At 54.2% G+C, this 13,888-nt stretch carries 14 protein-coding genes and 1 other RNA gene; 4 read left to right on the forward strand and 11 right to left on the reverse strand.

Annotated elements, in window-relative coordinates; translation table 11 throughout:
• Positions 1-32 precede the first annotated feature (32 nt).
• The 6 genes from gcvH to NYE92_RS10145 all read right to left on the reverse strand — a co-directional run bounded on the left by gcvH (position 33) and on the right by NYE92_RS10145 (position 6,298).
• Positions 33-419, reverse strand: a complete 387-nt coding sequence (gene gcvH / locus NYE92_RS10120) for a glycine cleavage system protein GcvH (RefSeq protein WP_014594498.1) — start codon at positions 417-419, stop codon at positions 33-35.
• Between the two features lie 24 nt (positions 420-443).
• Complete coding sequence (gcvT, locus tag NYE92_RS10125; RefSeq protein WP_029569112.1) at positions 444-1,541, reverse strand: glycine cleavage system aminomethyltransferase GcvT; 1,098 nt, start codon at positions 1,539-1,541, stop codon at positions 444-446.
• A 431-nt stretch (positions 1,542-1,972) separates the two neighbouring features.
• Positions 1,973-3,175, reverse strand: a complete 1,203-nt coding sequence (gene ubiI / locus NYE92_RS10130) for an FAD-dependent 2-octaprenylphenol hydroxylase (RefSeq protein ID WP_014594500.1) — start codon at positions 3,173-3,175, stop codon at positions 1,973-1,975.
• A gap of 13 nt (positions 3,176-3,188) precedes the next feature.
• Complete coding sequence (gene ubiH, locus NYE92_RS10135; protein WP_014594501.1) at positions 3,189-4,367, reverse strand: 2-octaprenyl-6-methoxyphenyl hydroxylase; 1,179 nt, start codon at positions 4,365-4,367, stop codon at positions 3,189-3,191.
• A complete protein-coding gene (gene pepP / locus NYE92_RS10140) occupies positions 4,364-5,686 on the reverse strand; it encodes a Xaa-Pro aminopeptidase (RefSeq protein WP_013027063.1) in 1,323 nt (440 codons plus the stop codon). The genes ubiH and pepP overlap by 4 nt, the downstream gene beginning before the upstream one ends.
• A 33-nt stretch (positions 5,687-5,719) precedes the next feature.
• Positions 5,720-6,298 (reverse strand): YecA family protein, encoded by a 579-nt coding sequence (locus NYE92_RS10145; protein WP_259019496.1) that lies wholly within the window; start codon positions 6,296-6,298, stop codon positions 5,720-5,722.
• Between the two features lie 171 nt (positions 6,299-6,469).
• Here NYE92_RS10145 and zapA point away from each other — a divergent pair, with 171 nt between their 5' ends.
• The 3 genes from zapA to NYE92_RS10160 all read left to right on the forward strand — a co-directional run bounded on the left by zapA (position 6,470) and on the right by NYE92_RS10160 (position 7,696).
• Complete coding sequence (zapA, locus tag NYE92_RS10150) at positions 6,470-6,799, forward strand: cell division protein ZapA (protein ID WP_015699590.1); 330 nt, start codon at positions 6,470-6,472, stop codon at positions 6,797-6,799.
• A gap of 39 nt (positions 6,800-6,838) precedes the next feature.
• A non-coding RNA gene (ssrS, locus tag NYE92_RS10155) (6S RNA) lies at positions 6,839-7,022 on the forward strand.
• Positions 7,023-7,099: 77 nt separating this feature from the next.
• On the forward strand, positions 7,100-7,696 hold the full coding sequence (locus tag NYE92_RS10160) for a 5-formyltetrahydrofolate cyclo-ligase (protein WP_013027066.1): 597 nt from the start codon (positions 7,100-7,102) through the stop codon (positions 7,694-7,696).
• Positions 7,697-7,738: 42 nt separating this feature from the next.
• Here NYE92_RS10160 and serA read toward each other — a convergent pair whose 3' ends face one another.
• Together serA and rpiA are read right to left on the reverse strand one after the other, a co-directional pair.
• On the reverse strand, positions 7,739-8,977 hold the full coding sequence (gene serA, locus NYE92_RS10165; RefSeq protein ID WP_013027067.1) for a phosphoglycerate dehydrogenase: 1,239 nt from the start codon (positions 8,975-8,977) through the stop codon (positions 7,739-7,741).
• A gap of 279 nt (positions 8,978-9,256) precedes the next feature.
• Positions 9,257-9,916 (reverse strand): ribose-5-phosphate isomerase RpiA, encoded by a 660-nt coding sequence (rpiA, locus tag NYE92_RS10170; protein ID WP_014605122.1) that lies wholly within the window; start codon positions 9,914-9,916, stop codon positions 9,257-9,259.
• 181 nt (positions 9,917-10,097) lie between these two features.
• Between rpiA and NYE92_RS10175 the strand changes: the two genes are divergently transcribed.
• Complete coding sequence (locus NYE92_RS10175; RefSeq protein ID WP_014594503.1) at positions 10,098-11,000, forward strand: LysR family transcriptional regulator ArgP; 903 nt, start codon at positions 10,098-10,100, stop codon at positions 10,998-11,000.
• A 296-nt stretch (positions 11,001-11,296) separates the two neighbouring features.
• Here the strand turns inward: NYE92_RS10175 and NYE92_RS10180 are convergent, their stop codons facing one another.
• From NYE92_RS10180 to mscS, 3 genes are all read right to left on the reverse strand, one after another.
• Positions 11,297-12,025, reverse strand: a complete 729-nt coding sequence (locus NYE92_RS10180; RefSeq protein WP_013027070.1) for an oxidative stress defense protein — start codon at positions 12,023-12,025, stop codon at positions 11,297-11,299.
• Positions 12,026-12,169: 144 nt separating this feature from the next.
• The gene (gene argO, locus NYE92_RS10185) at positions 12,170-12,793 is read right to left on the reverse strand and encodes an arginine exporter ArgO (protein ID WP_013027071.1); all 624 of its coding nucleotides are present in this window, start codon (positions 12,791-12,793) and stop codon (positions 12,170-12,172) included.
• 123 nt (positions 12,794-12,916) lie between these two features.
• Positions 12,917-13,792: a small-conductance mechanosensitive channel MscS gene (mscS, locus tag NYE92_RS10190; RefSeq protein ID WP_014594505.1), complete on the reverse strand. Its 876-nt coding sequence runs from the start codon at positions 13,790-13,792 to the stop codon at positions 12,917-12,919.
• Positions 13,793-13,888: the final 96 nt, after the last annotated feature.

A 13,888-nucleotide genomic window follows, 5' to 3' on the forward strand; every position in this document is an offset into this window, starting at 1 on the left:
ATCTGCGGCCTCAGTTTGAGGCCGCACGACGATTACTCGTCAATGGAGGCTTTATAAGCATCCGCATCCAGCAGCGAGTCGATTTCTGACTCATCGCTGGCCTTAATCTGGAATAACCAGCCGCCGTCATAAGGCTCGCTGTTAACCTGTTCAGGGGAATCGTTAAGGGCGTCGTTGACGGCAACGATTTCACCGCTGATGGGCGCGTAAATGTCTGAAGCGGCTTTGACCGATTCCGCAACCGCGCACTCTTCTCCGGCAGAGAAAGTGGCACCGACCTCAGGCAGGTCAACAAACACCATATCGCCCAGCAACTCCTGCGCATGTTCGGTGATACCAACGGTATAGGTACCGTCCGCGTTTTTGCGCAGCCATTCGTGACTGTCGCGGTACTTCAACTCCACTGGCACATTGCTCATCGCCCTTTCTCCTGTAATTATGTTTTACTGCGCAACCGGTTTTCCGGCGCGAACGAAAATTGGTTTAGTGACTTTCACAGGCATTTCACGGTTACGGATCTCAACAATCGCGTTTTCCCCAATCCCTGCCGGCACGCGGGCCAGTGCAATGCTGTAACCCAACGTCGGTGAGAAGGAACCGCTGGTGATCACCCCCTGCTGCAACTGACCCTGCTGATCGGTAAAACGCACCGGCAACCCGTTACGCAGAACACCTTTTTCCGTGAGGATCAGCCCAACCAGTTTTTCAGTGCCCTTTTCTCGCTGGCTTTCCAGCGCTTCACGTCCGATAAACTGGCGGTCGCCAGGTTCCCAGCTAATGGTCCAGCCCATATTGGCCGCCAGCGGCGATACGCTCTCGTCCATTTCCTGACCGTAAAGATTCATACCCGCTTCCAGACGCAAGGTGTCGCGCGCGCCCAGCCCGGCGGGTTTGACGCCCGCACTTAACAAACGCTGCCAGAATCCGACGGCATCGGCGGCAGGCAGCGCAATTTCATAGCCCGCTTCGCCGGTATAACCGGTTGTGGCAATGAACAGTTCACCGGCCTGCACGCCGAAGAACGGCTTCATGCCCTGTACAGCCTGACGCTGTGCGTCACTGAATAAGGTTTGGGCTTTTTGCTGCGCCTGCGGGCCCTGTACAGCAATGAGAGCGAGATCGTCGCGTTCTGTTAACGCGACGCCGTAACCCTGTGCATGCTCGCCGATCCAGGCCAGATCTTTTTCACGCGTCGCGGAGTTGACCACCAGACGAAAAAACGTCTCGTCCATAAAATAAACAATTAAATCGTCAATTACGCCAGCGGAAGCATTCAGCATGCCGGTATAAAGGGCTTTGCCCGGCTGAGTCAGTTTGGCGACGTCGTTTGCCAGCAGGAAGCGCAAAAACTCGCGCGTGCGCTCACCTTTTAAATCCACAATGGTCATGTGCGAAACATCGAACATGCCCGCGTCGCTGCGCACGGCATGATGCTCATCCATCTGAGAGCCATAGTGCAACGGCATCATCCAACCGTGGAAATCCACCATCCGCGCGCCATTTGCCTGGTGCTGTTCAAACAAAGGTGTGTGCTGAGTCATAACTATCCTGTGCAGAAACGAGTGAGTTTGAAACCACGCGCCATGTAGCCGACGCAAACGTTCTCTTTGCCTTGACGTTACCACCGAATCAGGCGATTAACCATAAGCAAAGCGAGGTCGAAAGACGTGGCACAGCCTAACCAGGTCCGGGATTAATCAGGATAAAAAACTATAATTTTGTGATTAACCACGCAATAAATACGCCATAGTGATTTATTCACAGCAAATTTATGCGCACAGTCCAGCAGGATGTTAAAAAAATAGCGGGTCGAAAACAGTCATGGATAAAAAAAAGTAATGCGAAACTTCACGCAAAATTAGAATAAATCAAACGATGCGCAGTCAGAGTGCAGCCCTGCATTTTTACGGTGCAGCGGAGGGTGAGCATAAAAAAGCCAGCAATTATGCTGGCTTTTTGCGGGTGAGCGGCGTTACCGCAGCCATGCTGGCATATCGTTCAGGCCCATGGCCTGACGCAGCATTACCGGCTTCACGCCCGGCAGGTTATCAGCCAGTTTCAGGCCCAGATCGCGAAACAGCTTTTTGGCTGGATGATTGCCTGCAAACAGTTCACGAAAACCCTGCATTCCGGCAAGCATCATGGCAGCGCTGTGTTTGCGACTGCGCTCGTAGCGGCGCAGATAAAGGTGCTCGCCGATATCTTTGCCCTGCTGGTGCAGGCGGCGGATTTCGCCAATCAGCTCAGCAGCATCCATGAAACCCAGGTTGACGCCCTGTCCTGCCAGCGGATGAATGGTATGTGCCGCATCGCCCACCAGCGCCAGCCGGTGAGCGGCAAAGTTACGTGCATAGCGTGCCGTAAGCGGGAAACACTTGCGCTCGCCTTCCAGCTGGCACAGCCCCAGGCGCATATCGAACGCGACCGACAGTTGTTGATTAAACAGCGCCTCCGGCATGGTTTCGAGACGGCTGGCTTCCTGAGGAGAAAGAGACCAGACGATAGAACAAAGATGGGGATCCTGCATCGGCAGGAAAGCCAGAATGCCATCGCCGTGAAAAACCTGGCGCGCTACGCCGTCGTGTGGCAGCGCCGTGCGAATATTCCCGACCAGCGCATGATGATCGTAATCCCAGAACGTCAGGGGAATATCGGCTTTGTTACGCAACCAGGAGTTGGCCCCGTCCGCCGCCACCATTAGCCGTGCACTCATCATGCTGCCATCCTGCAGCGTAATAAAGGCTTCATTATCGCCAAAGGCCACCTGCTGCAGTTGGGAAGCAGGCAGCAGCGTAACATCACTGCACTGGCTGGCGCGCTGCCATAAGGCGCTGTGGATCACAGGGTTTTCGATGATGTGCCCAAGATGCGTCAGGCCCTGCTGCTCACCGTCAAATGCGATCGTACCGAAGCTGTCGCGATCCCAGACCTCCATTGCCTGATAAGGGCTGGCACGGAGCGACAGAATCGTTGACCAGACGTCCAGCTTCTGCAAAAGACGTTCACTGGCCGCGTTAATTGCGGATACGCGTACGGATGGCGATGCGCCTGCATCAAATTGCGGCCCGGCAGACTGCTCCAGCACGGCAATGCGTAATCCGCTCCCTTGCAGACCGCAGGCTACTGCCAGACCCACCATACCGCCACCGGCGACCACTACATCGTAAGTTTGCATCAGTGCCTCTCAGTTAACGCTTAACCCAGCCGAGCGTACGCTCGGCCAGAAGATTTCTCAGCCATGGCAGGTGATCCATTGCCAGCAGGCCAAGGTTGCGCCCGACGACCAGCGGCGCATGGCGGTTGGCAAACATACGCACCAGGCCGTCAGTGATGCCCACGGTAATAGCACGATCCTGCTGGCGACGTTGGCGGTAATGTTGCAGGACCGCATAGCTGCCAGGGTCCTGCTGCTGTCGGTGCGCGGTTGCCAGGGTTTCTGCAAGCGACATCACGTCACGCAGGCCAAGATTGAACCCCTGACCGGCAATAGGATGCAGCGTCTGTGCCGCGTTACCAACCGTAACGACGCGATGGGAAACCACCGAATCGGCCTGCTGCAGCGCTAACGGATAAACGTCACGCTTACCGGTATGGATAAATTTGCCCAGTCGCCAGCCAAACGCGCGCTGAAGCTGGCTGAGAAACGCCTCGTCACTCCAGCTTTCGACCTGCGGGCGCTGATCCAGCGGATGGCACCACACCAGCGAGAGGCGATTATCTGACATTGGCAACAGCGCCAACGGGCCAAACTCGGTAAAGCGTTCAAAAGCCCGGCCCTGATGGGGAAGTTCACTGGTGACGTTGGCAATAAGCGCTAACTGCTGATAGGGCTCGGTGTGCCACTGCATGCCGCAGGCGGCCGCAACGGCTGAACGTGTGCCATCAGCGGCTACCAGCACGTCGCCTTCCAGCTGTTCATCATTATCAAGCGTGACCCGCACGCTTTCCTGGGTGCGGGCCACCTGAGTGACGCGCGCGGGACAGCGCAGTGTGACGCCGGGTGCCTGTTTTAACTGTGTGAACAGGCTTTGCCCTACGTCGAATAATTCAACCACCTGCCCCAGCGCGGGAATCGCATAATCGCTGGCGGCGAGTGACACGAAACCGGCATGGCCGCGATCGGATACGTGAATAGTGGTAATCGGTGTGGCACGGGGGGAAATCCGCTGCCAGAGATTGATATCAGCAAGCTGCTGGCAGGTTCCGGCAGACAGCGCAATCGCCCGGCCGTCATAGCCCGGATGCGCACGGCTGCCAGGCTCGCTGCTTTCAATCAGCGTCACGGGCAGTTTACCCTGTGTCAGGTGCGCGATGGCCAGCGCCAGGGTGGCGCCGGTCATTCCTCCACCGGCGATAAGAATGGTCATAACGCGCGTGCCGCCGCCATCAGCGATTCGATTGCATCAGGATCTTTCACGACGCTGTCGGTGAGGTTCTCAATACCGGTTTCGGTAATCACAATGTCATCCTCGATGCGGATGCCGATACCACGGTATTCCACAGGGACGTCAGCATCGGGCGCGATATACAACCCCGGTTCGACGGTGATAACCATGCCCGGCTCCAGAATACGATCGCGGCTTGGTGTGCCGTAGTGCCCCACATCGTGGACATCCAGACCCAACCAGTGGCCCAGACCATGCATAAAGAATTTACGATGGGCATCTTCAGCGATCAGCGTATCTACCTCGCCCTGCATTATCCCCAACTCAACCAGTCCAGTGACCATAATGCGCACGACGTCATCATTAACCTCGCGGATGCTAACGCCAGGGCGGAATCGGGACAGTGCCGTTTCCAGTGATTTGAGTACGATGTTGTACACCGCCCGCTGCGGCTGAGTGAATTTACCGTTAACCGGGAACGTCCGGGTAATGTCACCCGCATAGCCCTGCCATTCACATCCGGCATCGATAAGCACCAGATCACCGTCCTGCATCTCACACTCGTTTTCGGTGTAGTGCAGAATGCAGCCGTTTTCGCCGGAACCCACAATCGTGTTGTAAGACGGGAATCGCGCACCGTGGCGGTTAAATTCGTGATGAATTTCGCCTTCCAGATGATATTCGTACAGGCCCGGACGACAGGCCTGCATTGCGCGCGTATGCGCCAGCGCACTGATCTCACCCGCACGCCGCAGAATGGCGATTTCTTCCGGACTTTTGAACAGGCGCATCTCATGCACCCAGGGACGCCAGTCTGTCAGGCTGGCAGGCGCGCTGAGATTCTGGCGAAAACCCTGCCGCAGTTTATCCAGCGCACCGAACACCAGTTTATCGGCTTCAGCATATTGGCCCTGCGCGTGGTACACCTCATCCAGGCCGTTCAGCAGCAGGTGGAGTTGTTCACCAATATCGTTCCAGGGCAGGGCACGATCCACGCCGAGCTTAGCGGGCGCCGCATCCTGTCCCAGACGACGGCCAAACCAGATTTCTGCAGTCAGGTCGCGAACACGATTAAACAGCACACTGTGATTGTGGTTCTCATCACTTTTGATCAGCACCAGTAACGCCTGAGGCTCATTGAACCCCGTGAAGTACCAGAAGTCGCTGTTCTGACGAAACGGATATTCGCTATCATTACTGCGCGTTACTTCAGGCGCGGCAAAAATTAACGCTGCGCTGCCCGGAACCATTTTCGCCAGCAGCGCCTGACGGCGCTGCTGAAAATTTTCCAGTGAAATCATGTCTGCACTCCCTGTTAAACTCAGATAGCTGGCTTAGTGTAGCGTTGGCTTTTGTACTTCTGGCGCAGTCGGTTGCGGACGAGTGAAAGTGTCGTGGCAAAGTAGTGCTGCAACACGAACGTACTCAATCACCTCTTCCAGCGACTGCTCTAATTCTTCCTGATCTTCGTCTTCGTCGTAGCCCAACTGAGCAATCGTGCGCAGATCGTCAATGGCCTCGCCCGTTTCACCGGTGACCTTATCCAGTTTAGGCTGGGTTACGCCCAGACCAAGTAAAAAATGGTTTACCCAGCCCGCCAGTGCATCAGCGCGATCAAACACCGTAATGTCATCATCGGCGGGCAGCATCAGTTGAAAAAGGAAGCCATCGTCCTCTAGCGCAGTCGCAATGCTTTCATGCAAAGACTGCAGTGGCAGGGACAGCGTCTGCGAAAAAGCCATGCCTTCGTTCGCAAGATCGTGGACCAGCGCTTTCCAGCTGTTATCCGCGTTACCGCCACATAAGATGCCGCTGAGTAAGCCGTGCATTTCCGCAGGCGTCATGCCCACGCCATGCTGTGAGAGCGCCGCCGCCAGCGCGTTGTAATCGGGGGTTGCGTTCTGTGAAGACATCATTTTTCATCGTCGTTGGCTGTAAGAGTTCGTGGTATGCTACCACTAGCTGCCTCAAGGTTTCCAGAAAAGGGGTTGTATCTTATTTCTCAGGTCTATATAGTTGCCCGCCTCCCAGGCCATTGAAGGCTAAGGGGAATGGCGAGCCAGGTAATCAGTCAGGAAGGTGGCATGTCTGCACAACCGGTAGATTTACAAATTTTTGGTCGTTCTTTGAGAGTGAATTGTCCGCCTGAACAGCAAGATGCGCTGAACGCGGCAGCAGAAGATCTCAATCAACGGTTGCAAGATTTAAAAGTTCGCACTAGAGTCACAAATACAGAGCAACTGGTGTTCATTGCCGCGTTAAACATTTGCCATGAGCTGGCACAAGAGAAAGGTAAGACGCGTGACTATGCTGCTAACATGGAACAACGAATCCGTATGTTACAGCAGACCATTGAACAGGCTTTAGTTGAGCAAGGTCGCATAACCGACCGCCAGGATGCGAAGTTCGAATAACACTTCATGGTCAGTGTGCTACACTAACGGTGAAGTCAATTTTCTCTGAGATGTTTGCAAGTGGGCCAGTCCCCTGAGCCGATATTTCATACCAACAGAATGTGACGCTCCGCAACCTGTGAGCATGCTCGGTCCGTCCGAGAAGCCTGATGGTTGCGACGGCATGTTCACCTTGAACCAAGGGTTCAAGGGTTACAGCCTACGGCGGCATCTCGGAGATCTCCTTTCTGGTCGTACTGCATTACCTCCCACCAGGCATGATATAATGCGTCGCTTAAGCGACTTTGTCTGGGGGACACCATGTCAGCACCCTCTTTAGTACTGCGTCAGGACATCCGTCAGCACGTTCGCCACCTACGTCGCGCTCTGAGCGCTGAGCAGCAACATGCGGCAGCCGAACAACTCGCCCAACATGCGATCAACTTTGCACCACTGGCCGATGCCAACAACGTGGCACTGTTTTTGTCTGTTGATGGCGAAATCAATACACGACCGCTTATCGCCAGGCTGTGGCAGCAAAACAAACGGGTTTACCTGCCGGTTCTGCACCCCTTCGCAGCGGGCCATCTGCTTTTTCTGCGCTATACGCCAGAAACACAGTTAATCCAAAATAAACTGCGCATTCCCGAACCCCCACTGGATATCCGCCATCTGATCACGCTGGATGAACTGGACGTAATGATGGTACCGCTGGTGGCGTTCGATCGCGCCGGACAGCGTTTAGGAATGGGGGGCGGCTTCTACGATCGCACCTTACAGAACTGGAAACAGCATGGGTTTTTACCGGTGGGCATCGCTCATGACTGTCAGCGGGTTGACGCGCTGCCTACAGCGGCGTGGGACATTCCTTTGCCGGCCGTGCTGACGCCATCAAAACTGTGGCTATGGGATGAATAAACCCGGGCATGCTTGTGTGCCCGGGTAGGTGACAGCGTGGGATCAGTAAAGCAGGCGGGCGCGAATCGTTCCCGGAATCGCCTTCATCAGCTGCAGAGCTTTCTCTGCCAGTTCGTGCTCAGCATCAATGTCGATGACCACATAACCCATCATCGGAGAGGTTTGCAGGTACTGAGCGGCAATGTTGATGCCTTGTTCAGCGAAAATCTGGTTGATCGCGGTGAGAACGCCCGGACGGTTTTCGTGAATATGCAGCAGACGACTGGCACTAATGCCGTGCATCGGCAATGACACTTCCGGGAAATTGACGGCGGACAGCGTTGAACCGTTATCCGAATATTTCGCCAGCTTGCCCGCGACTTCAATCCCGATATTCTCCTGCGCTTCTTCCGTCGATCCCCCGATGTGCGGCGTCAGGATAACGTTGTCGAATTCGCTCAGTGGGGAAACAAACGGATCGCTGTTGGTCGCCGGCTCTACAGGGAACACATCAATCGCAGCGCCACCAACCTGCTTGCTGGCCAGCGCTTCGCACAAAGCAGGAATATCTACCACGGTGCCGCGTGAGGCGTTTATCAGCAGGCCGCCAGGCTTCATCTGCGCCAGCTCATTGGCAGAAATCATATTTTGCGTAGAGGCGGTTTCCGGGACATGCAGGCTGACAACGTCACTCATATTTAGCAACTGCGTCAGGCTACGAACCTGTGATGCGTTGCCCAACGGCAGCTTGTTTTCGATGTCATAGAAGTAAACGTGCATGCCCAGACTTTCTGCCAGCACGCCCAGTTGCATACCGATATGGCCATAGCCAATGATACCCAGCTTTTTACCGCGCGCTTCAAAAGAGCCTTTGGCGATTTTATTCCAGATACCACGGTGCGCTTTGGCATTCGCTTCCGGAACACCGCGCAGCATCAGCAGCATCTCGCCAATAACCAGCTCGGCCACAGAGCGCGTATTTGAGAAAGGTGCGTTAAAAACCGGGATACCGCGTTTCGCTGCGGCATTTAAATCAACCTGATTCGTTCCGATACAGAAACAGCCCACCGCTACCAGTTTTTCTGCAGCGGCAAAAATCTCTTCGGTCAGTTGGGAACGGGAACGGATACCGATAAAATGCGCATCGCGAGCGGAAGCTTTTAACGCCTCGGCATCCAGTGCGCCTTTGTGGAATTCAATATTGGTGTAACCTGCAGCACGAAGATTTTCCAGCGCGCTCTGATGGACACCTTCCACCAGCAGGAACTTAATTTTGTCTTTTTCCAGTGATACCTTTGCCATTTCCCAACCCTATTCAGAATTCAACGAGGACTGAACGCAGTCAGCCGTCTGTCAAAATATCAAAAAAATCGCCTGCGGCAATACAAACGATTGCCTGACCGCCAGCATGGCAGGGCTCAGAGGACGTACTTTGCCAGACAAAATCGTGGGTTGGCCGCATCGAGAAGAACGAACCCGCTGCCGATGACGGTTATGTGACATAAGTCACCAAATTTCAGCCTGGTGAGAAAAGTTTTTTTAAATCAAAAAAAGCGGGCGCCCTGTTGTGCGCCCGGTGCTTTATTTTTTGAGGGTTTTGACACCGTCAGGTCCGCCAATCAATGCGACATCTGCGCCACGCGTGGCGAACAGCCCCACGGTGACAACGCCAGGCAGGGCATTAATCGTTTTTTCCAGCTCGATGGGATCGAGAATACGCAGGTTGTGCACATCAAGAATGATATTACCGTTGTCGGTCACCACATTCTGACGATATTCCGGCAAACCGCCCAGCTTCACCAGTTCACGCGCGACATAGCTTCGCGCCATCGGGATAACTTCAACCGGCAACGGGAAGCGTCCAAGCACGTCCACTTCTTTGGATGCGTCGGCGATACAGATAAACTTTTTGGCGACCGCCGCGACGATTTTCTCGCGCGTTAAGGCAGCACCGCCCCCTTTGATCATCTGCATTTGTGGGTTAATTTCATCGGCACCGTCGACATAAATGGCCAGATCATCAATCTCGTTCAAATCAAACACCTGAATGCCCAGGCTTTTTAGCTTTTGCGTCGACGCTTCGGAACTGGATACGGCCCCCTCAATCTGATGTTTAATGCTGCCGAGCGCATCAATAAAGTGAGCGGCCGTAGAACCCGTACCGACGCCGACGACAGTACCGGGCTGCACATAATCCAGTGCGGCCCAACCAACAGCTTTTTTCAGTTCATCCTGGGTCATGATATGTTTAGAACCTGTGCGATAAGGAAATGCGCGTAGTATAAAGCAAGGCTTGCTGAAAATGCTCGGATGCATTGGGCGGATTTAATGCTTTGGAAGCCAGCCCACAAAAATATCGCTGACATTTCCGTTGGAGTATTTGTGGCATAGTAACGTCCATCCTGAAGGAGAGAGAAAAATAATGAAACGCCCGGACTACAGAACGCTTCAGGCGCTGGACGCAGTGATACGTGAACGCGGATTTGAACGTGCCGCACAAAAACTTTGCATTACGCAGTCTGCCGTCTCGCAACGCATTAAACAGTTGGAAAATCTGTTTGGTCAGCCGTTATTAGTTCGTACGGTACCGCCTCGTCCCACTGAACAGGGGCAAAAGCTGCTCGCACTTCTGCACCAGGTTGAGTTACTGGAGGAAGAGTGGCTGGGCGATGAGAACAGCGGCACCACGCCGCTACTGCTGTCGCTGGCGGTCAACGCCGACAGTCTGGCAACGTGGCTGTTACCAGCATTAAAAGACGTACTGGCCGATTCGCCTGTGCGCCTGAACCTTCAGGTCGAGGATGAAACCCGCACTCAAGAGCGTCTGAGACGAGGCGAAGTGGTTGGCGCAGTCAGTATTCAACCGCAGCCGCTACCCAGCTGTCTGGTGGATCAACTGGGTGCGCTGGATTATTTGTTTGTGGCGTCAAAGGATTTTGCAGAGCGCTTTTTCCCCAATGGTGTAACGCGTTCCGCCCTGCTTAAAGCGCCAGCCGTGGCATTTGATCACCTGGATGATATGCATCAGGCCTTTTTGCAGCAGAATTTTGATTTATCACCGGGTAGCGTTCCCTGCCACATCGTCAACTCGTCCGAAGCGTTTGTGCAGATGGCCCGGCAGGGCTCGACCTGCTGTATGATCCCTCATCTGCAGATTGAACGCGAACTGGCGAGTGGCGAGCTAATCGACCTCACGCCGGGGCTGTATCAACGTCGGATGCTGTACTGGCACCGCTTTGCACCTGAAAGCCGCCTGATGCGTCGGGTAACGGATGCGCTGATTGCGCATGGCCATCGGGTGCTACGTCAGGATACGGCGGAATAATCGCCCTTTGCCGCAGCAAAATTTGGGCGTTGCGGTGAGAAGGTGCACTTGTGAAAGCGGCACGGCGTTAATGGCCGTCAGGGTCATTTTTTAGAAGGCAATACGCAGCGCTGAGCAAAGGGAATCAACCAGGATTTACCCGCAAGGATGCGGGTAAAAGGCGCAGCCGGCACATCCCTGTGCCGGCTGCGCCGGTCCGTCAGGCTGATGAGCGATGTGAAGGAACCGCGTCAGCGGCGCGAGGACCGCCTGGCAAAAATTGCCCCTGATGGCTTAACCACAATACCAATAAAGGCTTACTGTGCCGTATTTGGTTTCATCTCAAAAACCACATCCACCTGGTCATCAAAGTTGATGCTTTGCTGATCGTAGGTTTCCTGTGCAGAAGTATCTGCCACAGCCGCGGCTTTAAACATGCGGTTCATTGGCATTGGCTGATAGTTTGCCACCTGATAACGAATGCTGTAGATCGGGCCCAGTTTGGCATTAAAACCTTCAGCCAGTTCAGCCGCCTGTTGGGTCGCATTTTTGATTGCGGCCTGACGTGCCTGCTGCTTGTAGCTTTCAGGATTAGCGACGCCCAGTTCAACGCTACGCACTTCATTCAGACCTGACTTCAGCGCACCATCAAGCAGATCGTTAAGTTTGTCCAGCTGACGTACGGTGACCTGAACCTGACGCACCGCACGGTAGCCTTTGAGCTGTGACTTACCGTCTTTGGTGTAATCATATTCTGGCTGCGTCGTCAGGTTCGCGGCTTCGATATCCTTTTTCTCAATACCGTTTTTTTGCAGGAAATCAAAATATTGCGCTACGCGGCTATCGACCTGCTTTTTTGCCTCTGCGGCATCTTTCGATGAGACATTCACCACAATTGACAGCGTCGCGATATCCGGGCGGGCATCTACAGTTGCCTTACCTGACGTAACAACATGGGGTCCGTTCGGCAGTTCGTCAGCCTGTACGCTTAAAGGCAATGCCCCTGCACTCATCATCGCGGCAAGCGCCAATGCTTTCAGTTTCATGAAAGTCCTCCTTGAAAAGGTCAGTTCGATGGCTCCCAGTACATGAAGCCCACAAGCGCATCATATTACGCGTTGTTTGGAGTGAAGATTATGGCAAAAGTTCGGCAGACTGGCCTCAATAACCCGTTTTCGTATAGCGTTTACTCAAAATCCCGTGATGACCTGCCGGGCAAGCTGAAACGCAATAAACCACATGACCGCACCGACCAGCAGGTTAATGATGCGTTGAGCGCGCGCCGTTTGCAGTAGAGGCGCAAGCCAGGCCGCCAGCAGCGCCAGACCGAAAAACCACAGCACCGAGGCGCTGATGGTCCCCAGCGCAAACCACTGTCGCGCAACCGTTCCGGGTAACTGCCCGCCCAGACTGCCCAGCACAACAAAGGTATCAAGATAAACATGCGGATTCAGCCAGGTCACCGCCAACATCGTCGCGATAATTCGTTTTCTGCTCTGCGTTGCGTGGCTACCCGACGCCAGTTCAATGTTACGGCTAAATGCCGTGCGTAAGGCGCCCCAACCGAACCAGAGCAGAAAGGCAACCCCGGCACAAGTAATCAGCATCAGCAGTAAGGGAGACTGGTTCAGGAGCGCACTGCCGCCAAAAATGCCTGCACAGATCAATGCGATATCGCTTAACGCACAAAGCGCCGCAGTCATCAAATGATACTGGCGCTTTACCCCCTGGTTCAGCACGAAGGCGTTTTGTGGGCCTAACGGCAGGATAAGCGCCGCCCCAAGAGCAAGCCCTTGAAAGTAAATGGTTAACACTGGATGACATTCCTTACATCGGCGAGATGCAGGGATTATAAAGAGCGAGTCTGATTAGCGGAAATTGAAAAAATTAATCTGCTATTAACAAAATTAATGGGCGACCGCTGCCGCCCATTAACGTTACTGCGTTGCGGTCGTCTCGCTTTCAGGTTGTTGAACCTGGTGCAGGTGCACATCCATTTGTGGATAAGGGATGCCAATACCTTTGCTGTCCAGCGCACGTTTAAAGTTTTTCAGTAAGTCCCAGTAAACGTCCTGCAGATCGCTGCTGTTACTCCAGCAACGCACTACGAAGTTAAGCGATGACGCCCCTAATTCATTCAGGCCAATCTGGATGCCACGTTCTTTAAGTACGCGCTGATCGGCCTCAACGACGCCGCGCAACAGGGCAATCACCTCATCCACATCGGCTTCGTAGGCAACGCCGATAATGAATTCATTCCGGCGCACTGGCTCGCGCGAGAAGTTGATGATATTGCCACTGATGATTTTACCATTTGGCACCACAACGATTTTGCCGTCGGCAGATTTCAGGGTGGTCGAGAAAATTTGCACATTGAGCACGGTGCCCATTACGCCGCCCAAATCGACAAACTCACCGGTGCGGAAAGGACGGAAGGTGACCAGGAGGACGCCAGCCGCCAGATTGGAGAGCGAGCCTTGCAGGGCTAAACCTACTGCCAGACCGGCGGCACCCAGCACGGCGATAACCGATGCCGTCTGCACGCCGACACGACCCAGCGCAGCAATGACCGTGAAGGCGATAACGCCATAGCGCACCAGGGCGGAAAGGAAATCGGCTACGGTGGCGTCAATATGGCGCGCGAGCAGCAGGCGATTAACCGTGTTAGAAATCACCCTGGCGATGATCATGCCGACAATGATAATGGCAATTGCCGCGACGATATTGACGGCATAACTCAGAATCAGCGCCTGGTTGTGTACCAGCCAGCCACCGGCACTGTTAATGCCATTAACAACATTCAAGTCTTCCATTTGTAAGCCCTGTCGATAGTTCCCCTGTGGGGAAAGACAAAAAACTGCCAGATGTAATCCGACACCCAATGGTTAAGGGTAATCAATTATTTAGCC

This window comes from Pantoea sp. B566, assembly GCF_024793925.1.
Lineage (GTDB): Bacteria > Pseudomonadota > Gammaproteobacteria > Enterobacterales > Enterobacteriaceae > Pantoea > Pantoea ananatis.

Excerpts from the sequence above, each read along its gene's own strand:
- zapA (WP_015699590.1), top strand. The coding sequence starts at position 6,470 with ATGTCTGCACAACCGGTAGATTTACAAATTTTTGGTCGTTCTTTGAGA.
- NYE92_RS10180 (WP_013027070.1), bottom strand. The coding sequence starts at position 12,025 with ATGAAACTGAAAGCATTGGCGCTTGCCGCGATGATGAGTGCAGGGGCA.
- ubiH (WP_014594501.1), bottom strand. The coding sequence starts at position 4,367 with ATGACCATTCTTATCGCCGGTGGAGGAATGACCGGCGCCACCCTGGCG.
- gcvT (WP_029569112.1), bottom strand. The coding sequence starts at position 1,541 with ATGACTCAGCACACACCTTTGTTTGAACAGCACCAGGCAAATGGCGCG.
- NYE92_RS10175 (WP_014594503.1), top strand. The coding sequence starts at position 10,098 with ATGAAACGCCCGGACTACAGAACGCTTCAGGCGCTGGACGCAGTGATA.
- rpiA (WP_014605122.1), bottom strand. The coding sequence starts at position 9,916 with ATGACCCAGGATGAACTGAAAAAAGCTGTTGGTTGGGCCGCACTGGAT.
- pepP (WP_013027063.1), bottom strand. The coding sequence starts at position 5,686 with ATGATTTCACTGGAAAATTTTCAGCAGCGCCGTCAGGCGCTGCTGGCG.
- ubiI (WP_014594500.1), bottom strand. The coding sequence starts at position 3,175 with ATGCAAACTTACGATGTAGTGGTCGCCGGTGGCGGTATGGTGGGTCTG.
- mscS (WP_014594505.1), bottom strand. The coding sequence starts at position 13,792 with ATGGAAGACTTGAATGTTGTTAATGGCATTAACAGTGCCGGTGGCTGG.
- serA (WP_013027067.1), bottom strand. The coding sequence starts at position 8,977 with ATGGCAAAGGTATCACTGGAAAAAGACAAAATTAAGTTCCTGCTGGTG.
- gcvH (WP_014594498.1), bottom strand. The coding sequence starts at position 419 with ATGAGCAATGTGCCAGTGGAGTTGAAGTACCGCGACAGTCACGAATGG.
- NYE92_RS10160 (WP_013027066.1), top strand. The coding sequence starts at position 7,100 with ATGTCAGCACCCTCTTTAGTACTGCGTCAGGACATCCGTCAGCACGTT.
- NYE92_RS10145 (WP_259019496.1), bottom strand. The coding sequence starts at position 6,298 with ATGTCTTCACAGAACGCAACCCCCGATTACAACGCGCTGGCGGCGGCG.